This window comes from Streptomyces sp. NPDC015220, from assembly GCF_043079345.1.
Taxonomy (GTDB): Bacteria; Actinomycetota; Actinomycetes; order Streptomycetales; family Streptomycetaceae; genus Streptomyces.
On sequence record NZ_JBIBUK010000009.1, the window covers coordinates 255,249 to 274,737 of the forward strand.

General features: G+C 74.4%; 18 protein-coding genes. 10 read left to right on the forward strand and 8 right to left on the reverse strand.

Features of this window, described 5'->3' with window-relative positions; translation table 11 throughout:
- Position 1: 1 nt before the first annotated feature.
- A complete protein-coding gene (locus tag ACF061_RS20515) occupies positions 2-646 on the reverse strand; it encodes a CoA transferase subunit B (RefSeq protein ID WP_392268322.1) in 645 nt (214 codons plus the stop codon).
- Positions 646-1,428 carry a CoA transferase subunit A gene (locus ACF061_RS20520; protein ID WP_392268323.1) on the reverse strand — a complete coding sequence of 261 codons (783 nt, stop codon included), beginning with the start codon at positions 1,426-1,428 and terminating at the stop codon, positions 646-648. The genes ACF061_RS20515 and ACF061_RS20520 overlap by 1 nt, the downstream gene beginning before the upstream one ends.
- Positions 1,429-1,702: 274 nt before the next feature.
- On the opposite strand from ACF061_RS20520, the gene ACF061_RS20525 reads away from it, so the two are divergent.
- Both ACF061_RS20525 and ACF061_RS20530 read left to right on the forward strand, forming a co-directional pair.
- The gene (locus ACF061_RS20525) at positions 1,703-2,161 is read left to right on the forward strand and encodes a MarR family winged helix-turn-helix transcriptional regulator (protein ID WP_392268324.1); all 459 of its coding nucleotides are present in this window, start codon (positions 1,703-1,705) and stop codon (positions 2,159-2,161) included.
- Between the two features lie 372 nt (positions 2,162-2,533).
- Positions 2,534-3,724: a zinc-dependent alcohol dehydrogenase gene (locus ACF061_RS20530; protein ID WP_392268325.1), complete on the forward strand. Its 1,191-nt coding sequence runs from the start codon at positions 2,534-2,536 to the stop codon at positions 3,722-3,724.
- A 108-nt stretch (positions 3,725-3,832) separates the two neighbouring features.
- Here the strand turns inward: ACF061_RS20530 and ACF061_RS20535 are convergent, their stop codons facing one another.
- Positions 3,833-4,909, reverse strand: a complete 1,077-nt coding sequence (locus ACF061_RS20535) for an ATP-dependent DNA ligase (protein ID WP_392268326.1) — start codon at positions 4,907-4,909, stop codon at positions 3,833-3,835.
- A 75-nt stretch (positions 4,910-4,984) separates the two neighbouring features.
- On the opposite strand from ACF061_RS20535, the gene ligD reads away from it, so the two are divergent.
- Positions 4,985-6,043: a non-homologous end-joining DNA ligase gene (ligD, locus tag ACF061_RS20540; RefSeq protein WP_392268327.1), complete on the forward strand. Its 1,059-nt coding sequence runs from the start codon at positions 4,985-4,987 to the stop codon at positions 6,041-6,043.
- A gap of 189 nt (positions 6,044-6,232) precedes the next feature.
- A complete protein-coding gene (locus ACF061_RS20545; protein ID WP_392268328.1) occupies positions 6,233-7,291 on the forward strand; it encodes a LacI family DNA-binding transcriptional regulator in 1,059 nt (352 codons plus the stop codon).
- A gap of 60 nt (positions 7,292-7,351) precedes the next feature.
- Here ACF061_RS20545 and ACF061_RS20550 read toward each other — a convergent pair whose 3' ends face one another.
- Positions 7,352-8,146, reverse strand: a complete 795-nt coding sequence (locus ACF061_RS20550) for a VOC family protein (RefSeq protein ID WP_392268329.1) — start codon at positions 8,144-8,146, stop codon at positions 7,352-7,354.
- Between the two features lie 204 nt (positions 8,147-8,350).
- Between ACF061_RS20550 and ACF061_RS20555 the strand changes: the two genes are divergently transcribed.
- Positions 8,351-8,596: a WhiB family transcriptional regulator gene (locus ACF061_RS20555; protein WP_392268330.1), complete on the forward strand. Its 246-nt coding sequence runs from the start codon at positions 8,351-8,353 to the stop codon at positions 8,594-8,596.
- Positions 8,597-9,078: 482 nt separating this feature from the next.
- Here ACF061_RS20555 and ACF061_RS20560 read toward each other — a convergent pair whose 3' ends face one another.
- A complete protein-coding gene (locus tag ACF061_RS20560) occupies positions 9,079-10,053 on the reverse strand; it encodes an acyl-ACP desaturase (RefSeq protein ID WP_392268331.1) in 975 nt (324 codons plus the stop codon).
- Between the two features lie 442 nt (positions 10,054-10,495).
- Positions 10,496-12,127 carry an ABC-F family ATP-binding cassette domain-containing protein gene (locus ACF061_RS20565; RefSeq protein WP_392268332.1) on the reverse strand — a complete coding sequence of 544 codons (1,632 nt, stop codon included), beginning with the start codon at positions 12,125-12,127 and terminating at the stop codon, positions 10,496-10,498.
- 325 nt (positions 12,128-12,452) lie between these two features.
- Here ACF061_RS20565 and ACF061_RS20570 point away from each other — a divergent pair, with 325 nt between their 5' ends.
- Positions 12,453-13,121 (forward strand): GPP34 family phosphoprotein, encoded by a 669-nt coding sequence (locus ACF061_RS20570; RefSeq protein ID WP_392268333.1) that lies wholly within the window; start codon positions 12,453-12,455, stop codon positions 13,119-13,121.
- Positions 13,122-13,532: 411 nt separating this feature from the next.
- On the opposite strand, the gene ACF061_RS20575 is transcribed toward ACF061_RS20570, so the two are convergent.
- A complete protein-coding gene (locus tag ACF061_RS20575) occupies positions 13,533-13,949 on the reverse strand; it encodes an SsgA family sporulation/cell division regulator (RefSeq protein WP_392268334.1) in 417 nt (138 codons plus the stop codon).
- A gap of 299 nt (positions 13,950-14,248) precedes the next feature.
- On the opposite strand from ACF061_RS20575, the gene ACF061_RS20580 reads away from it, so the two are divergent.
- Positions 14,249-14,575 (forward strand): plasmid stabilization protein, encoded by a 327-nt coding sequence (locus tag ACF061_RS20580; protein ID WP_392268335.1) that lies wholly within the window; start codon positions 14,249-14,251, stop codon positions 14,573-14,575.
- A gap of 246 nt (positions 14,576-14,821) precedes the next feature.
- Positions 14,822-15,571: an endonuclease V gene (locus ACF061_RS20585; protein ID WP_392268336.1), complete on the forward strand. Its 750-nt coding sequence runs from the start codon at positions 14,822-14,824 to the stop codon at positions 15,569-15,571.
- On the opposite strand, the gene ACF061_RS20590 is transcribed toward ACF061_RS20585, so the two are convergent.
- Entirely contained in the window at positions 15,568-16,746 is a 1,179-nt protein-coding gene (locus ACF061_RS20590; RefSeq protein WP_392268337.1) for a saccharopine dehydrogenase family protein, read from the reverse strand. The genes ACF061_RS20585 and ACF061_RS20590 overlap by 4 nt on opposite strands.
- Before the next feature lie 286 nt (positions 16,747-17,032).
- On the opposite strand from ACF061_RS20590, the gene ACF061_RS20595 reads away from it, so the two are divergent.
- Positions 17,033-18,259, forward strand: a complete 1,227-nt coding sequence (locus ACF061_RS20595) for a CaiB/BaiF CoA transferase family protein (RefSeq protein WP_392268338.1) — start codon at positions 17,033-17,035, stop codon at positions 18,257-18,259.
- Positions 18,256-19,470 carry an acetyl-CoA C-acetyltransferase gene (locus ACF061_RS20600; protein WP_392268339.1) on the forward strand — a complete coding sequence of 405 codons (1,215 nt, stop codon included), beginning with the start codon at positions 18,256-18,258 and terminating at the stop codon, positions 19,468-19,470. The genes ACF061_RS20595 and ACF061_RS20600 overlap by 4 nt, the downstream gene beginning before the upstream one ends.
- The last annotated feature ends 19 nt before the right edge of the window (positions 19,471-19,489 follow it).

The following is a 19,489-nucleotide window of genomic DNA, read 5'->3' on the forward strand; positions in this document are numbered from 1 at the left end:
CTCACTTCAGCCCCTCCACGACGGTCAGTTCGGCGTCGGTCCGGGCGGCGATCTCGTCCACGCTGACGCCGGGCGCGGTCTCGACCAGGACCAGGCCGTCCTCGGTGACGTCGAGGACGCCCAGGTCGGTGATGATCCGGTTCACGCACGCCCTGCCGGTCAGCGGCAGCGCGCACTCCTTCAGGATCTTGGGCGAGCCGTCCTTGGCCGTGTGGGTCATCACCACGATCACCGTGCGGGCGCCGTGGACCAGGTCCATCGCCCCGCCGATCCCGGTGATCATCTTGCCCGGGACGGCCCAGTTGGCCAGGTCGCCGCCGGCGGAGACCTGCATGGCCCCGAGCACCGCGACGTCGATGTGGCCGCCGCGGATCATCGAGAAGGACAGCGCCGAGTCGAAGAACGAAGCCCCCGGCAGGACCGTGACGGTCTCCTTGCCGGCGTTGATCAGGTCCGGGTCGACCTGCTCCTCGGCGGGGTAGGGGCCGGTGCCCAGGATGCCGTTCTCCGACTCCAGGACCACCTCGACGTCCTCGGGCAGGTAGTTCGGGATCAGCGTCGGCAGACCGATGCCGAGGTTGACGTACTGGCCGTCGCGCAGCTCGCGCGCCGCACGGGCGGCCATCTCCTCACGCGTCCAGGCCATCAGTCGCTCACCGTCTCCCGCGCGGCGGGCGTGGACACCGTCCGCTTCTCGATCCGCTTGTCCGACGCCTGCCCGGGAGTCAGCGCGACCACCCGCTGGACGAAGATCCCCGGCAGGTGCACCGCGTCCGGGTCCAGCTCGCCCGGCTCGACCAGCTCCTCCACCTCCGCGACCGTGACCTTGCCGGCCATCGCGGCGAGCGGGTTGAAGTTGCGGGCGGACTTGTTGAAGACCAGGTTCCCGTGCCGGTCGCCCCGGGCCGCCCGGACCAGGGCGAAGTCGGTGCGGATGCCGCGTTCCAGCACGTACTCGGCGCCGTCGAACTCGCGGACCTCCTTGGGCGGCGAGGCCAGCGAGACGCCGCCGGAACCGTCGTAGCGCCAGGGCAGTCCGCCGTCGGCGACCTGGGTGCCCACACCGGCGGGGGTGTAGAAGGCGGGGATCCCGGCGCCGCCGGCCCGCAGCCGCTCGGCCAGCGTGCCCTGCGGGATCAGCTCGACCTCCAGCTCACCGGCCAGGTACTGGCGGGCGAACTCCTTGTTCGCCCCGATGTAGGAGCCGGTCACCCGGGCGATCCGCCCGGCCGCCAGCAGCACCGCCAGACCGGAGTCCATCGCGCCGCAGTTGTTGGAGACGACCGACAGGCCGCCGACCCCGCGCTCGTGGAGCGCCTGGATCAGCACGTTCGGCACGCCGCTCAGCCCGAAACCGCCCACCGCCAGGGACGCGCCGTCCGGCACGTCCGCCACCGCCTCCACGGCCGTGGCGACCACCTTGTCCATCGAAAGAAGCCTCATCTCTACCGAGCGATACCCAGCGACACCTGGTGGGCTCGCAGCGACACCCAGCGACCTCAGCGCCCCGAATAGTCAGCGCACTGATTATTTCCGCGAGGTTGCCCTCACGCTGCCACTAGGCGGGTGAGCAGTCAAGAGTCCGCCAAAATGGCCTGTGTCTCCCGATTGGACGCTGATCCGGATGGCGGCAACACGCTGTATCGTTCAGTGCACCTACGAAATGTCGGTGACACGGCAAGGACTCTGGCGAGGAGCGCACATGGCCGCGGTGGACCTCACGACCCACCCCGGGCACCTGGCCCGGCGGCTCCAGCAGGCCCACTACCTGCTGTGGAACGCGATGGTCTCCGAGGAGATCACCTCGCCGCAGTTCGCGGTCCTCAACGCGCTCGTCGCCGAGCCGGGACTCGACCAGCGCACGGTGGGGGAGCGGGTCGGTCTGGACCGCTCCACCATCGCCGAGGTCATCAGCCGGCTCGGCCGCCGCGGGCTGCTCGACAAGGTCCGCGACCCGCAGGACGGCCGCCGCTTCCTGCTGCGGCTCACCGACGAGGGCGAGCGGACCCATCGCAGGCTCGCCGTGCGCACGGCCCGGATGAACCAGGTCTTCCTCGGCCCGCTCAGCACCGAGGAGCGGACCCAGTTCTTCGACCTCATCCGCCGCGTCGCGGACGCGGCCGAGGGGCTGCGCAACCCGGCGGACCCCGCCCGGACCTGAGGACGGCGCCCACCGCGCCCGCTCCCGGTCACGGGCGCCCGCCTCCGGCGGTGCGTGCCGGTCACCGGCCGTGCGCGCGGGGCCGGGCCTTTCCCGCGTGCCGGGGCTGTCCCCGTGTGCCGAGGGTCGTGTCGCCCGCCGTGGTCTTCCTCGCTCGTCACCGGCCGCGCGTGCCGGGGCCGTGTCTTCCCCCGTCCGCCAAGTGCCGTGCCCGCCCGCCACCGGCCGTGCCCGCGCCCTGGTCCGGCCGTCGCCGCCCGGTTCGGCCCGTCCGTGCTCCGCCCGGCCGGCCCGGCCCGGCGGTTCGCCCGGTCGGCCCCGGGTACCCGGGCGTCGGCGAAGGTGACGGAACGCGACGAAGGGCGCGACGCGATGAAGGCAGTGACCTGGCAGGGCAAGCGCGACGTCCGGGTGGAGGACGTCCCCGATCCGAAGATCCAGGAGCCGACGGACGCCGTCATCCGGATCACCTCCTCCGGCCTGTGCGGCTCCGACCTGCACCTGTACGAAGTGCTCACCCCGTTCATGACACCCGGGGACATCCTCGGTCACGAGCCGATGGGCATCGTCGAGGAGGTGGGACCGGAGGTGCCCAACCTCAAGCGCGGCGACCGTGTGGTCGTGCCGTTCCAGATCTCCTGCGGCCACTGCTACATGTGCTCCTCGGGCCTGCAGACCCAGTGCGAGACCACGCAGGTCACCAGCGAGCACATGGGCGCCCCGCTGTTCGGCTACACCCGTCTGTACGGCGCCGTCCCGGGCGCCCAGGCCGAGTACCTGCGCGTCCCCCAGGCCCAGTACGGGCCGATCAAGGTCCCGGTGGGGCCCGCCGACGACCGCTTCGTCTACCTCTCCGACGTGCTGCCCACCGCCTGGCAGGCGGTCGCCTACGCCGACGTCCCGCCCGGCGGCACCGTCGCCGTGCTGGGCCTCGGCCCCATCGGCGACATGGCCTGCCGGATCGCCCAGGTGCGCGGCGCCGAGCGGGTGTTCGGCGTGGACCTGGTCCCGGAGCGGCTGGAGCGGGCGCGCCGGCGCGGTGTGAAGACGTACGACCTGCGCGCCTTCGACAGCGAGAAGGAACTGGTCGCCGCCATCCACGACGAGACCGACGGACGCGGCCCCGACGCCGTGATCGACGCGGTCGGCACCGAGGCGCACGGCAGCGCGGTCGCCCGCATGGTCCAGCAGGCCGCCGCGGTGATGCCCCGCGCCCTGAGCGGACCGCTCGCGGAGCGTTTCAGCGTGGACCGGCTCGCCGCCCTCTACACCGCCATCGACCTGGTGCGCCGCGGCGGCACCATCTCGCTGTCCGGTGTCTACGGCGGCTCCGCCGACCCGATGCCGATGCTCACCATGTTCGACAAGCAGCTCCAGATCCGGATGGGCCAGGCCAACGTGCGCCGCTGGACCGACGTGATCATGCCCTTCCTGACGGACGAGGACGTGCTCGGCGTGGACGACTTCGCCACGCACCGGGTGCCGCTGTCGGACGCGCCGCACGCGTACGAGATGTTCCAGCGCAAGGAGGACGGCGCGGTCAAGGTGCTCATGACGCCGTGACCGGGCGCCCCTGACGCCGCTCCCCGGCTCGTGCCGCCCCCGGCCCGCGCCGGACGGACCTCCGGCCCGCGCCGGACGGACCTCCGGCCCGCGCCGGGCAGGGCGTCCTCAGCTTCCGGGGGGCCGGCCGAGGATCTCCGCGAGGTCGTAGCGGACCGGCTCCTCCAACTGGGCGTAGGTGCAGCTCTCCGGGGTGCGGTCCGGGCGCCAGCGGCGGAAGCGCGCCGTGTGCCGGAACCGCGCCCCGTTCTCCATGTGGTCGTACGCCACCTCGGCCACCCGCTCCGGCCGCAGCGGCACCCACGACAGGTCCTTCCCGCCCGACCAGCGGCTGGGCGCCCCCGGCAGCCGGTCCGACTCGTGGGCCGCCGCGTCCGACCAGGCCGCCCACGGATGTCCGGCCGGGTCGTCCATCCGCAGCGGAGCCAGCTCCTCGATCAGCTCGGCGCGCCTGCGCATCGTGAAGGCGGCCGCCACGCCGACGTGCTGGAGCCGCCCCTGGTCGTCGTGGAGCCCGAGCAGCAGGGAGCCGACGACGGGGCCGCTCTTGTGGTGGCGGTAGCCGGCCACCACCACGTCCGCCGTGCGTTCGTGCTTGATCTTGAACATGGCCCGCTCGTCCTGGCGGTAGCGCAGCCCCGGCGGTTTGGCGATCACCCCGTCCAGACCCGCGCCCTCGTACTGCTCGAACCACTGCCGGGCCACGTCGACGTCGGTCGTGGCCGGTGCGACGTGGACCGGGGCCGTCACCCCCTCCAGCGCCCGGACCAGCAGCGCCCGCCGGTCCGACAGCGGCACGTCCAGCAGCGACTCGCGGTCCAGCGCGAGCAGGTCGAAGGCCACGAAGGAGGACGGGGTCCGCTCGGCCAGCATCCGCACCCGGGAAGCGGCCGGGTGGATCCGCTCGGTCAGCGCGTCGAAGTCCAGCCGCCCCTCCCGGGCGATCACGATCTCCCCGTCCAGGACGCACCGCTCGGGCACCCGCTCCTTCAGCGCTTCCACCAGTTCCGGGAAGTACCTGGTCAGCGGCTTGCCCGTACGGCTGCCGAGCTCGACCTCCGAGCCGTCGCGGAACACGATCGCCCGGAACCCGTCCCACTTCGCCTCGTACTGCATGTCCGGCGGGATCCTCGCCACCGACTTGGCGAGCATCGGCTTCACGGGCGGCATCACGGGCAGATCCATGCAAGCGATTGTGCGCGCGCACGGTCCGCTGCGCCCGGTGTGCGAGGCGTGCGCGGGACGCCTACCGTGGCTCCCATGGGCGATGCGGTGGAACTGGACGTGGCCGGACGGACCGTACGGCTGTCCAGCCCCGACAAGGTCTTCTTCCCGGAGCGCGGCTACACCAAGCTGGACGTCGCCCGGTACTACCAGGCGGTGGCCCCCGGCATCCTGCGCGCCCTGCGCGACCGTCCCACCACCCTGGAGCGCTACCCGGACGGCATCAGCGGCGAGTGGTTCTTCCAGAAGCGGGCGCCCAAGGGCATGCCCGGCTGGATCCCGACCGCCCACATCACCTTCCCCAGCGGGCGCAGCGCCGACGAGATGTGCCCCACCGAGGAGGCGGCCGTGGTGTGGGCCGCCCAGTACGGCACGCTCACCTTCCACCCCTGGCCGGTCCGGCGCGAGGACGTCGACCACCCCGACGAACTGCGCATCGACCTGGACCCGCAGCCCGGCACCGACTACGCGGACGCGGTCCGCGCCGCGCACGAACTGCGCGCCGTGCTGGACGAGTTCGGCGGTCTGCGGGGCTGGCCCAAGACCTCGGGCGGACGCGGACTGCACGTCTTCGTGCCCATCGAGGCGCGCTGGACCTTCACCCAGGTGCGGAGGGCCGCCATCGCGGTGGGCAGGGAGCTGGAGCGGCGGATGCCCGAGCAGGTGACGACCAAGTGGTGGAAGGAGGAGCGGGGCGCCCGGATCTTCGTGGACTACAACCAGACCGCCCGCGACCGCACCATCGCCTCCGCCTACTCGGTGCGCCCCCGTCCGCACGCCCCCGTCTCGGCGCCCCTGCGCTGGGCGGAGGTGGGCGTCGCCCACCCCCGGGACTTCGACATCGCGACCATGCCCGTCCGCTTCGCCGAGGCGGGCGACGTGCACGCCGACATGGACGACCACGCCTTCTCCCTGGACTCCCTGCTGGAACTGGCCGCACGCGACGAGCGCGCCCACGGCCTCGGCGACCTCCCCTATCCGCCCGAGTATCCGAAGATGCCGGGCGAGCCCAAGCGGGTGCAGCCGAGCCGCGCCAGACGCCCGGACCCGCCCGCCGCCGGGCCCCCGTCCGCATCCGAGCCGGAGGCGTCGTAGAGCCCCGGCGCCGGGCATCCGGGGGCGCCCCGGCCGCCCACCGCGCGCGGGGCGGCCGGCCCGGAGAGCGAGGGGGAACGCACGGCCGTGCCGCTCCGGACCGCGTCCCGCGTGGTGAGAGCGCTCTCATGGGGCCGATCGGCCCGCGGCTATCCTGATCCGGCGAACCCGCCGGTGAGGAGCCCCGAAGTGACCGAGACAGCGCCGCGACCCACACTGGAGGCCGTGGCCGCGCGGGCGGGGGTGTCCCGGGCCACCGTCTCCCGGGTGGTCAACGGCGCCGAGGGGGTCAGAGCCCCGCTGGCCGAGCGGGTCAGGCGGGCCGTGGAGGAACTCGGCTACGTGCCCAACCAGGCGGCCCGCAGCCTGGTGACCAGGCGGCACGACGCCGTCGCCGTCGTCGTCGCCGAGCCGGAGACCCGCGTCTTCGCCGACCCCTTCTTCGCGCTGCAACTGCGCGGCATCAGCAAGGAGCTGACGGCCCATGACACCCAGCTCGTCCTGCTGCTGACCGAGGGGCGGGAGGACCACGCCCGGGTCGGGCGCTACCTCGCGGGCGGTCACGTCGACGGCGCGCTCGTCTTCTCGCTCCACCTCGACGACCCGCTGCCCGGCCTGATCCGGCGCGCCGGGGTGCCGACCGTGTTCGGCGGCCGGCCCGGCTGGAGCGACGGCACGCCCGCCGGGGCCGGCGCGGACCCGGCCGTGGTGTACGTCGACAGCGACAACCGGGGCGGGGCACGGGAGGCCGTGCGCCATCTCGTCGGGCTCGGGCGCACCCGGATCGGGCACATCACCGGCGCCCTGGACCAGACCTCGGCGGTGGACCGGCTCGACGGCTTCCGGGACGTCATGGCCGACGCCGATCCGGCACTCGTCGTGGAGAGCGACTTCACGCCGTCCGGCGGCGAGCGCGCCATGCGTGAACTCCTCGACCGCCGGCCGGACCTCGACGCCGTGTTCGCCGCGAACGACCTGGCCGCCTCCGGCGCGCTGCGCGTGCTGCGCGAACGCGGGCTGCGGGTGCCGGAGGACGTCGCCGTGGTCGGCTTCGACGACATGCTGCCCGTCGCCGAGCAGACCGATCCGCCGCTGACGACCGTCCGGCAGGACATCGAGGAGATGGGCCGGCTGATGGCCCGCATACTGCTGCGCGGCCCGGACCGGGCGGGCGCCGGCGAGGACGTGGACGGCCTGCCGCGCGGTGTCGTCCTGCCCACGACACTGGTACGACGCGCCTCCGCCTGAGCCCCGTCGTCGAACTCCCGGGCGCCGGCGCCCGGGAGGAGGCTCACCGTTCCGGCCGGCTCACGGCCGCTGCGGCGGGACGGGCCTGATCACCGCGAACCGGGCGCCGCAGGGATCGGCGAGCCGGGCGACGCGGCCGACGCCCGGGACGTCGGCGGCGGCCGCGCGGACGGTGCCGCCCAGTTCCTCGGCCCTGGCGACCGTCGCGTCGGCGTCCGTGACGTCGAAGTACGGCAGCCAGTACGGGCCGTCCGCCGCCTCGGCCGGGTCGTCGGCGAGCGGGACGATGCCGCCGAACATGGCGTCCTGCCCGCCCTCGGCGGGGCTGACGCACGTGTACGCCCCGCCGGGGAAGTGAACCGCCGAGGTCTCCAGGCCCAGAACCCGGTGGTAGAAGGCTGCGGCGGCCGGGACGTCCGGCGTGTGCAGCTCGACCCAGCACAGCGAGCCCGGGGCGCCGGCCACCTCCACGCCCGGGGTCCGGCCCGGCTGCCAGAGACCGAACGGCACACCCGCCCGATCGGCGAGGACGGCCATGCGGCCCTGGTCCATCACGTCCAGCGGCCGGACCAGCACCCTGCCGTGCGCCTGCTCGGCGGCCTGTGCCGTGGCCCGCGCGTCCGAGCTGCGGAAGTACACGGTCCAGGAGGGCGGCCCCTGCTCCGGGGTGATCGGCATCCCGCCGGCCACGGTCCGGTCCTCGGACCGGAAGAAGCCGTAGCCGCCGGCGTCGGGACCCGCCGACCGGAACCGCCAGCCGAACAGCCCGCCGTAGAAGGCGCGGGCGCGGTCCAGGTCTGCCGTGCCGACGTCGATCCAGTTCGGAGCGCCGTCGACGAAACGGGTGGTGAGCATCCTCGCCCTCCTTCGAAGGGACCCGTTGTCCGCTCTGCCGAGTCTCGCACCGCCCACCGGCGATCGCCGCCGGAGCACGCGGGTGGGCGCGCCGCCGTGCGCCGGCGCCGTTCGCCGGGCCATGATCGAGGCGGTCCCGGGCGAGTGAGCTGCGTTGATCCCGCGTTGATCGAACGTTTTTCGCCGCCCGGCACGATCTCGTTCATGCACATCGACACGATCATCCCGGCCGAGCCCGCCTGGCAGACCCAGGCGCTGTGCGCGCAGACCGGGGCCGACTTCTTCTTTCCCGAGCCGGGCAGTTCGGTGCGCGAGGCGAAGCGCATCTGCGCCATGTGCGAGATGCGCCCGGCCTGTCTGGAGTACGCGCTGGCGAACGACGAGCGCTTCGGTGTCTGGGGCGGCCTGTCCGAGAAGGAACGCCTGAGCCTGCGACGGGCCGCGCGCTAGAGCCGCGGCCGGCGCCGTTCGCCCGTCAGGCGGCGGCGTCGGCGCGTGTTCCGGGGGAGTCCCCTGCTCGAAGATGCCCTGGGGGAGCCCGCTGCTCGAAGAGCTCGGGGGAGTGCCGGCCGGGAGTCCTCGTACGGGGCGTACCTGGGCTTTCGGCCGGCGTGGGGGTGGGGGCCCGCTCGAGGAGCCGGAGGAGGCGTGCCGGGCGTCGCGACGGGGCGGACGGCTCCTGCCGCGGCCCTGGCCCCTGTCGTCGGACTCCCGTCGTCCGCCCGCGGGGCGGGGCCCGCGTGCGGAGGCCCGCGGGGCGGGGCTCGCGGTGGAACGCTCCGGAGGCAGCGCCGGCCCGGCGGGGTCGCGGCAGGACCGGCTCCGGCCCTGCGGGGGGCGCGGCAGCACCGGTTCGCGCGGGAGGGCCGCCTCCCGCGCGCTCGGGTGCCCCGCCCGCCGCGGAGGCCGTTCCCGCGGCGGGGGGCGTTGGTTCAGGCGCCGGCCCGCGCCGCCATCCGCGCCTTGCGGGCCGCCAGCTTCTCGTCGAACTTGGTGGCCTCCGCGTCCAGGCCGCCCATGTACAGACCCAGTTCCTCCTGCGCCCGGCGGCCCTCGGGGCCGAGTCCGTCGATCTCCATGATCTTCAGGAAGCGCAGCACCGGCTGCAGCACGTCGTCGTGGTGGATGCGCAGGTTGTAGACCTCGCCGATCGCCATCTGGGCCGCCGCCCGTTCGAAGCCGGGGATGCCGTGGCCGGGCATGCGGAAGTCCACCACCACGTCCCGCACCGCCAGCATGGTCGGGTCGGGGGCGATCTCGAACGCGGCCTTGAGCAGGTTGCGGTAGAAGACCATGTGCAGGTTCTCGTCGGTCGCGATGCGGGCGAGCATGCGGTCGCAGACCGGATCGCCGGACTGGTGGCCGGTGTTGCGGTGCGAGATGCGGGTGGCGAGTTCCTGGAAGGCCACATAGGCGACCGAGTGCAGCATCGAGTGCCGGTTGTCGGACTCGAAGCCCTCGCTCATGTGCGCCATCCGGAACCGCTCCAGCGCGTCCGGGTCGACCGCGCGCGAGGCGAGCAGGTAGTCGCGCATCACGATGCCGTGCCGGCCCTCCTCCGCGGTCCAGCGGTGCACCCAGGTGCCCCAGGCGCCGTTGCGGCCGAAGAGCGTGGCGATCTCGTGGTGGTAACTGGGGAGGTTGTCCTCGGTCAGCAGGTTGACGACGAGCGCGATCCGGCCGATCTCCGTGACCTTGGACTGCTCCTTGTCCCACGCCTCGCCGTCGGCGAAGTGGCCCGGGAAGTTACGGCCGTCGCTCCACGGGACGTACTCGTGCGGCATCCAGTCCCGGGCCACCTGGAGATGCCGGTTGAGCTCCTTCTCGACCACTTCCTCCAGTGCGTACAGCAGCCGCGCGTCGGTCCAAACGGAGGGGCTGCCGAGGTGAGGGGAGGTGATCGTCACAGGAACTCCAGGGGACGCGCGCGCCGGGCGGAGCCGGCGAGGACAAGCGGGGACAGCGGACGAACCGGCGAGCGGTGCCGGGAACCTACGGGATCGTAGGCTACGAAGCCGTAGGTTACGAAGCCGTAGGTTAAGGGCGCTGTAAAAGAGCGCTGATCAGGCCACCGGACCAGGGCGGTTGACGGAGTGTCGGCGCTCCCGCGCCCCGCAGGTCGGGGCGCCGGACGGGCACTGCTCACCGGCTCGGGAGCGCGGCCCTCAGCGGTCGTGCCGAGAGGCACGTCACACGTCCCTCGTGCTCTCGGACCGGCGCCCGGGAGCGGCCGTCGCGGCAGGGCGCGGCGCCGGGCCGCCGCCGCGCGCCGCCCGCGGACAACTCCGCCGCCTTTCGGGCCTGTCGTCGTGCCGGGCGGGGCGGCGCGTCGTGCGCCGCCCCGCCCGGTCACGCCGGATCCGCCACGGCCTCCCAGGTGGTCTCCGTCAGTTCCCCCTCCGACATCAGCAGCCAGCGGGTGATGCCGATGGACCTCAGGAACGGCAGGTCGTGGCCGGCCACGACCAGGGCGCCCTCATAGGACTCCAGGGCGGTGGTCAGCCGGCGCACGCTCGCCATGTCCAGGTTGTTCGTCGGCTCGTCGAGCAGGAGCAACTGGGGCGCGGGCTCGGCCAGCATCAGCGCGGCCAGCGCGGCCCGGAAGCGCTCGCCGCCGGACAGCGTCCCCGCCTTCCGGTCGGCCCGCGCGCCCCGGAACAGGAAGCGGGCCAAACGCGCCCGGATCCGGTTGCCGGTGGCGCCCGGCGCGAACCGGGCCACGTTCTCGACGACGCTCAGCTCATCGTCGAGGACGTCCAGCCGCTGCGGCAGGAACCGCAGCGGGACGTGCGCCGTCGCCTCGCCCGACACCGGCGCCAGTTGGCCGGCGACGGTGCGCAGCAGGGTCGTCTTGCCCGCGCCGTTGCGCCCGATCAGCGCGACGCGCTCGGGACCGCGCAGGTCGAGACCGCCGGTCAGCCGCGCGCCGTGCGCCAGTTCCAGGTCCCGGAGGGTGAGGACGCCCCGTCCCGGCGGCACGGCCGTGTACGGCAGCTCGACGCGGATCTCGTCGTCGTCGCGCACCGCCTCCACCGCCTCGTCGAGCCGCTCCCTGGCCTCGGCGAGCTTCTCCTCGTGCAGGATGCGGTGCTTGCCCGAGGACTCCTGCGCCGCGCGTTTGCGCGCCCCCATGACGATCTTCGGCTCGCGCTTGTTCTCCCACATCTTCTGGCCGTACCGCTTGCGGCGGGCCAGCTTGACCTGGGCGTCGGCCAGCTCGCGCTGCTGCCTGCGCAGGTCGGCCCCGGCCACGCGCACCATCCGTTCGGCGGCGTCCTGTTCGACGGCGAGGGCCTCCTGGTACGCCGAGAAGCCACCGCCGTACCAGGTGATCCCGCCGGAGCGCAGGTCGGCGATCCGGTCGACCAGCTCCAGCAGTTCGCGGTCGTGGCTGACCACGACGAGCACGCCGGGCCAGGCCGTGACGGCCGCGTACAGCCGCCGCCGGGCGTACAGGTCGAGGTTGTTCGTCGGTTCGTCCAGCAGCAGCACGTCCGGCCGGCGCAGCAGCAGCGCGGCCAGGCGCAGCAGCACCGACTCGCCGCCGGACACCTCGCCGACGGTGCGGTCCAGGCCGACGTGGCCGAGCCCGAGCTCGCCGAGCGTGGCCAGGGCGCGTTCCTCGACGTCCCAGTCGTCGCCGACGGTCTCGAAGTGGCCCTCGGACGCGTCGCCCGCCTCGATGGCGTGCAGCGCGGCCCGCTGCGCGGCGATGCCGAGCGCCTGGTCCACCCGCAGCGCGGTGTCGAGCGTGACGTTCTGCGGGAGGTACCCCACCTGGCCGGTGACGCGGACGACGCCGTCGCCCGGTGCGAGCTCACCGGCGATCAGTCTCAACAGGGTCGACTTCCCCGTGCCGTTGACGCCGACGAGTCCGGTGCGGCCGGGACCGAAGGCGACGTCGAGGCCGGTGAGGACGGGGACGCCGTCGGGCCAGGCGAAGGAGAGGGAGGTACAGGTGACGGATACGGACGGGGACATGGGCGCCTCACGGTTGCTGCGTGTGGTCGGATCGGTGGCGAACGCGTGCCGGGACACCGCGAGACGACGGGGGGCCGTGTAGGGAAGGAGCCGCGGGGCATGAGAAGAGCCCTGGGCCGGACTTCCAGGAGGACGGCTCGGACGCCGAGGTCGCACGCGACGCACACACCTGTTCGGTGTGACGCGGTGTCTCAGGACCTCAGACGAGCAACGTCCTTCTCCAATCGACGGCAACAGGACCATTCACACCGTACGAGCGGCCGGGGCGGCTGTCCAACGAATATCGGCGTGGGCCCCGGGCCCACCGTGCGAAGGAGGTCCGCCCGTGCCCGACGGCCCGCTCCCGCCGCCCCGGCTCTCGCTGCCGGCCCGGCTCTACCTGCTGGCCTGGGACACCACCCGGCTGCGCGTCACCGGCGCCACCCGCCTGCACCACCTGGTCCGGGCCGGCGCGCTCACCGAGCTGGCCCAGCGCGGGCTGCTCGTCGACGACGACGGCATCGCCACCCCCGTCGACCTGGACGCTCGCACCGGTGACCCGGTGCTGGACGGGCTTCTCGACCTGGTCCGCGAGTCCTGCCCGCGCCGCTGGCGCACATGGGTGACCCTGCGGGCCGGGCGCACGCTCGTGGCCGTACGGGAGCAACTGGCCGCCGAGGGGTACCTGCGCGCCGAGAAGCGGCGCGTTCTGGGGGTGTTCCCGTCGGTGGAGTACGCCCTGGAGCGGGTCGCGGCCGTGGACGCGCTGCGCGAGGAGACCCGGCGGGTGCTGGAGGGCGCACGGCCGGCCGCGGACGTCTGCGAGCGCGCCGCCGCCGTCGCCGCCCTCGCCGCCGCCGCGCGGCTGCGCACCCTCGCGCCCGGCGGGGACCGCGGACGCCACCAACGACGCGTGGAGGAACTGACCGAACGCAGCGCGGCGGCGGCCCCCGCCCTGCGCGGAGTCGTCCACGAGGTCCGCGCCGCGCTCACCCCGGCGGCGGCAGCGGCCTGAGCGCCCCGCGGGCGGCCGGGCCGCGGGCCTCATGACGGCCGGGTCGCGGGCCCTCCGACGGCCGGGTCGCGGTCCCTCCGACGGCCGGGGTCGCATCAGATCCCGGCCGGACCCCGGCCGGGCTTCCGGCCCCCTTCGGCCGCCCCGCCGGCCGAGTGGCGCACCGGACGGGCCGCTCGCCGTCATGGCCGGCCCGGGAGCCCCGCGGGACGCTGGGCCGGCCGTCGCGCGCAGCCGCCCGCATCGTGGTCCGTCGTGCCGCGCGGGCCGCCCGCGCGGTGGTCCGCCGCGCCGCGCGGAAGGTGCCGCACGCGGGCACCCACGACGGGGCCGCCCCGGGCGGGCTCGGCCGCGGCGGGCGCGACACACCGGTGGTAGTCGGCCGTCGGCCGCATGACCCCGGACAAGTCCTCAGCAGGCGTCCCGCATCAACTCGGCCAGGTCGTGGTCGAGGTCGAGCTGGAGGTGCTCCAGGCCGGCGGGCACCAGTTCGCCGGTGGCGCGCAGGAACCGGCGTATCTCACCGCTGTGGACGTGGACCACGGCGGTGCCCTCCGGGGCGTGGAACTCCAGTACGGTGCGGTCGTACCCGTACGGCCGCACCCGTACGTCGCCGTCTCCCTCGGGTTCCCGCAGGCCGGCCGTGAGGAGGTCCCGGGCGAAGGTCCAGCAGACCTCGACGCCCTCGAGGGTGGCCGGGGCCGGGAAGGTCATGCGGACGGCGAACGGGTCGCGGCGGTCGTAGTGCAGCGTGGCGGGGATGCTGGGCATCCGCGGCGCGGCGGCGACCAGGCGCGCCTCGACGGGCTGCTCGATGACGGTGGACAACGCCTTGCTCCCTTGTGACGTGTGGCGTGCGACGGCTGGACGGACGTTCGGGCGGACGGGACCGGGTACTGGAGGAGACGACGGATCCGGCGCCTGAGTGCACCTGCGAAGAGAGTGACCTCTGTCACCGCGTTCATGCACCGGGGCGACGCGTCGCAGGCGGCACGGTGCGGCCGTCCGGCGACGGGGCGTCCGGCGAGCCGGGCGGGTAGCTCGACTGGGGGATTGAATATCGCCTGATATGACGAACTGTTCCAGGATGCGGGTATCCGTTCCTTGACAGAGAGGAAGTGAACGGCATGCCACGCGGTTCGAGTTCCAAACGCGAGCGCCAGTACGAGCACATCAAGGAGAGCGCGCAGGACCGGGGGGAGAGCACCGGCCGCGCCAAGGAGATCGCCGCGCGCACGGTGAACAAGGAGCGAGCCCGCTCGGGCGAGTCGAAGACCGCCAGCCGCTCGTCCACCCAGGACATGTCCTCCGGCAAGCGGGGCGGGCAGCGCTCGGGCCGGGGCTCCGAGGGCCCCACCTACGACCAGCTCTACGAGGAGGCCAAGCGGCGCAACATCCACGGCCGCTCGGACATGAACAAGCAGCAGCTGCGGCAGGCACTGGACAAGGGCTGACCGGCCCCGGGCGGGACGGGCCCGGGAAGTCGCGAGCCCGTCCCGCCGCCGGCCCGTCCCGCCGCCGGCCCGCCCCGTCGTCGGCCCGCCCCGTCCCGCGACGCCGCGTCGGCCCCTCCCGTCGCCGCCCGCCGAGCCCGCCCTGCGTCCCCGTCGCGGTCCCGTCGCGCTCCCGTCGCCCGGCGGCCGCCCCCGCCGGGGCCCCGTGCCCCTCGCGGTCCGCCGGGCCGTACTCTCGTCACCACCATGACGACGACCGTAGGCATCCCCGCGGGCTGGCCCGCGACAGAGCGGCAGGCGCGCGCCGTGCAGGACGAGTTGCGCGCGCGGGTGGTGCTGGACGAGACGGGCCCGGCACCCGGGACGGGGAACGTCACGGGGGTGGACGTCGCCTACGACGACGAGCGGGACGTCGTCGCGGCGGCCGCCGTGGTGCTGGACGCGGCCACCCTGCGGGTCGTCGCCGAGGCCACCGCGGTCGGGCGGATCTCCTTCCCCTACGTGCCCGGACTGCTGGCCTTCCGGGAGATCCCCACCGTGCTCGCCGCGCTGGGCGCCCTCGACCACCCGCCCGGCCTGATCGTCTGCGACGGCTACGGCCTGGCCCACCCCCGCCGGTTCGGCCTCGCCAGCCACCTCGGCGTGCTGACCGGGCTCCCGACGATCGGCGTCGCCAAGAACCCGTTCACCTTCGCCCACGACGAGCCGGACGCCCCGCGCGGCAGCGCCTCGCCGCTCCTGGCCGGCGCGGACGAGGTCGGCCGCGCCCTGCGCACCCGGGACGGCGTCAAGCCGGTCTTCGTCTCCGTGGGGCACCGCACGACCCTGGACGCCGCCTGCGCCCACACCCTCGCCCTCACCCCGGCCTACCGCCTGCCGGAGACCACCCGCAGGGCCGACGCGCTGTGCCGGCGGGCACTGCGGGAGGCCACGGCGGAGCCGCGGCCCGAGGAGCCTTCGCCGGCGTCCGGCCCGGCCGGGCCGGACGGACCCTAACGGCTCGCCGCCGTGCGGAAGGTGAGGCCGGCCGCGCGCAGCCGGCCCAGCAACGCGTCGCCCATGGCCACGGCCGTCGTCACCTGGCCCGACGTCGCGGGCAGGTCGTCGAGGGCCAGCGAGAGGGCCGACTCGGCGAACATCATCGCCGTCTCGTCGTACCCGGGGTCGCCGCCGGCGACCTCGGTGAGCACCCGCCGGCCGCCGCCCTCGCCCACGAAGCGCACGGAGAACCAGCTCCGGGCCCGCCGCTCGGCGCTCGGGCCGTCACCCGGTTCCAGCCGGTCCGACAACCAGCGCCGGGCGGCCGGCAGTTGGGCGGCGGCCGCGATCGCGCCGACGGCCGCGACCCCGCCCAGCGCCACCGGCAGGCGCCTGACGGCCGCGTAGTGGCGGTAGCGGAAGTCGGGGCCGTAGCGCTCCAGCGCCCGGGCCGAGCGCACCACGATCTGCGGGTCGATGGTCGGCAGCGGCAGCGCCCAGGCGCCCACCTCCCCGGCGTAGCGCGGTGCGCCGGCCGGCGCGGAAGCCCGCCGCCCCACCAGCCGCGGCTCGTGCCGGGCGCGGTCCCGGGCGGCGGCCCGCATCCGCAGCGGCCGCGCGAACTGGCCCAGCGCCGAGGCGAAGGTGCCGCCGGAGAAGGCCGCCGACACCCGGACGAAACCGTCCACGGTCAGCGGCACTCCCCGCGGAAGCTGCCGCACCGTGAAGTACACGCCCAGGTCGTGCGGGACCGAGTCGAACCCGCACGCGTGCACCAGCCGCGCGCCGGTCTCCCGCGCGCGAGCGTCGTGCCGGACGTAGACCAGGTCGACGAACTCGGGCTCGCCGGTCAGGTCCAGATAGTCCGTGCCGCGGTCGGCGCAGGCGGCGACCAGCCCCTCGCCGTACGTCACGTAGGGGCCCACGGTGGTGGCCACCACGCGCGCCTGCCCGGCGAGCGCGCGCAGCGAGTCCGGGTCGGCCGCGTCCGCCGTCAGCACTCCGACGGACGCGCCGCCGGGCAGTCGCTCGCGCAGCTCCTCCAGCCGTCGTCCGCTGCGGCCGGCGACCGCCCAGCGCAGCCCCTCCGGCGCGTGCGCGGCCAGGTACCGAGCGGTCAGTTCCCCCACGAAGCCGGTGGCCCCGAAGAGCACGATGTCGTACGGACGGTCGGTCCTTTTCGGCCTGCTCATGACACCCCTTACTCGCGCAGCGCGCGCCGCGGTCGGTGGCCGAGGCTAGCGTGAGAGGTGCCCGGCGGCGTCGGCGAGGGGTGGGACGGCGGTGCCGCGGTGCCGGTCGCGGCGCCGGTGGCGACCGGGGGAGTGGTGTGCGGTACGGCCGTGGTCGCATCGGGTACCACTCGGACACGGCTTGGCTAAGCGCTTGCTCGTTCGGGGCTTGTGCCCGGTGGAACACGTTCTTAGCATCGTCGGTGTTACATCGGTTGTGTCACAGAGGTCGCAGCGAGGGGGCCGGATGACAGCGGCACAGACGCCGGGGCGGCACGGGCCGCTGACCGGAGTGCGCGTCGTCGAGCTGGCGGGCATCGGTCCGGGTCCGTTCGCCGCGATGCTGCTGGCCGACCTGGGCGCCGACGTGGTCCGGGTGGACCGTCCCGGAGGCGCCGGCCTCGGCATCGACCCGGCCCGCGACGTCACCAACCGCAACAAGCGCTCGGTCCTGCTCGACCTGAAGTCCGCCGAGGGCCCCGCCCGCGTCCTGGACCTCGTCGCCCGAGCCGACATCTTGATCGAGGGCTACCGCCCCGGCGTCGCCGAACGCCTCGGCGTCGGCCCCGACGCCTGCCACGCCCGCAACCCCGCGCTCGTCTACGGCCGCATGACCGGCTGGGGCCAGGACGGACCGCTCGCCCCGCGCGCGGGACACGACATCGCCTACGTCGCCGTCACTGGCACCCTCGGCCTGATCGGCGCCCCGGACGGGGCCCCGGCCGTCCCCGCCAACCTCCTCGGCGACTACGCGGGCGGCTCGCTCTACCTCGTCGTCGGCGTACTCGCCGCCCTGCACCACGCCCGCGCGACCGGCGCCGGCCAGGTCGTGGACGCCGCCATCGTCGACGGAACCGCCCACCTGGCCGCGATGATCCACGGCATGCTCGCCGCCGGGGCCTGGCAGGACCGACGCGGCGCCAACCTCCTCGACGGCGGCTGCCCCTACTACGGCGTCTACGAGACCGCCGACGGCGGACACATGGCGGTCGGGGCCCTGGAACGGCGCTTCTACGACGAGTTCCTGCGCCTGCTCGGCCTGCCGGACCAGGCCGGGGCGCACGCGGACCTCACCCGCTGGGACGGACTGCGCGAGGCCGTCACGGCCCGCTTCAGGACCCGCACCCGCGAGGAGTGGACCGCCGTCTTCGAGGGCTCCGACGCGTGCGTGGCCCCCGTGCTGTCGCTGCGCGAGGCCCCGCACCACCCGCACCTCGCCGCCCGCGGCACCTTCACCGACCACGACGGGCTCACCCAGCCCGCCCCCGCGCCCCGTTTCTCCGCGACCCCCGCCGCCGTCCGCACCGGCCCCGCCCGGCCGGGCGCCGACACGGCCGGCGTGGCCCGCGACTGGGACCTGCCCGCACTCCTCCAGGACGGCGACCGACGGCCCGACGGCGACCGACGGCCCGACGGCGCTGCCGCGCCCCCGCCCCCCAGCCACGAGAACCCTCATCGAAAGGCTTGTCAGTGAGCACCGAAGCGTACGTGTACGACGCGATCCGCACCCCGCGCGGGCGCGGCAAGGCCGACGGCGCCCTGCACGGCACCAAGCCGATCGACCTGGTCGTCGGCCTCATCCACGAGATCCGCGACCGCTTCCCCGGCCTGGACCCGGCCGCCGTCGACGACGTCGTGCTCGGCGTCGTCGGCCCGGTCGGCGACCAGGGGTCCGACATCGCGCGCATCGCCGCGATCGCGGCCGGACTGCCCGACACCGTGGCCGGCGTGCAGGAGAACCGCTTCTGCGCCTCGGGCCTGGAGGCCGTCAACCTGGCCGCCGCCAAGGTCCGCTCCGGCTGGGAGGACCTGGTCCTCGCGGGCGGCGTCGAGTCGATGTCCCGGGTGCCGATGGCCTCCGACGGCGGCGCCTGGTTCAACGACCCGATGACCAACCTGGCCGTCAACTTCGTGCCCCAGGGCATCGGCGCCGACCTGATCGCCACCATCGAGGGCTTCTCCCGGCGGGACGTGGACGAGTACGCCGCCCTGTCCCAGGAACGTGCCGCGGCGGCCTGGAAGGACGGCCGTTTCGACCGGTCCGTCGTCCCGGTCAGGGACCGCAACGGGCTCGTCGTCCTCGACCACGACGAGCACCCGCGCCCCGGCACCACCGCCGACTCCCTGGCCCGGCTGAAGCCGTCCTTCGCGGACATCGGGGAGCTGGGCGGCTTCGACGCCGTCGCCCTCCAGCAGTACCACTGGGTGGAGAGGATCGACCACGTCCACCACGCCGGCAACTCCTCCGGCATCGTCGACGGCGCCTCCCTCGTCGCCATCGGCTCCAAGGAGGTCGGAGAGCGGTACGGCCTCACCCCGCGCGCGCGGATCGTCTCCGCGGCCGTCTCCGGCTCCGAGCCCACCATCATGCTCACCGGCCCCGCTCCGGCCACCCGCAAGGCGCTCGCCAAGGCCGGCCTCACCATCGACGACATCGACCTCGTCGAGATCAACGAGGCGTTCGCCGCCGTCGTCCTGCGCTTCGCCAAGGACATGGGCCTGTCCCTGGACAAGATCAACGTCAACGGCGGCGCGATCGCGCTCGGCCACCCGCTCGGCGCCACCGGCGCGATGATCCTCGGCACCCTCGTCGACGAGCTGGAGCGCCAGGACAAGCGCTACGGGCTCGCCACGCTCTGCGTGGGCGGCGGAATGGGCGTGGCCACCGTCGTCGAGCGCCTCTGACCCAGCGGCACCCTCAGCC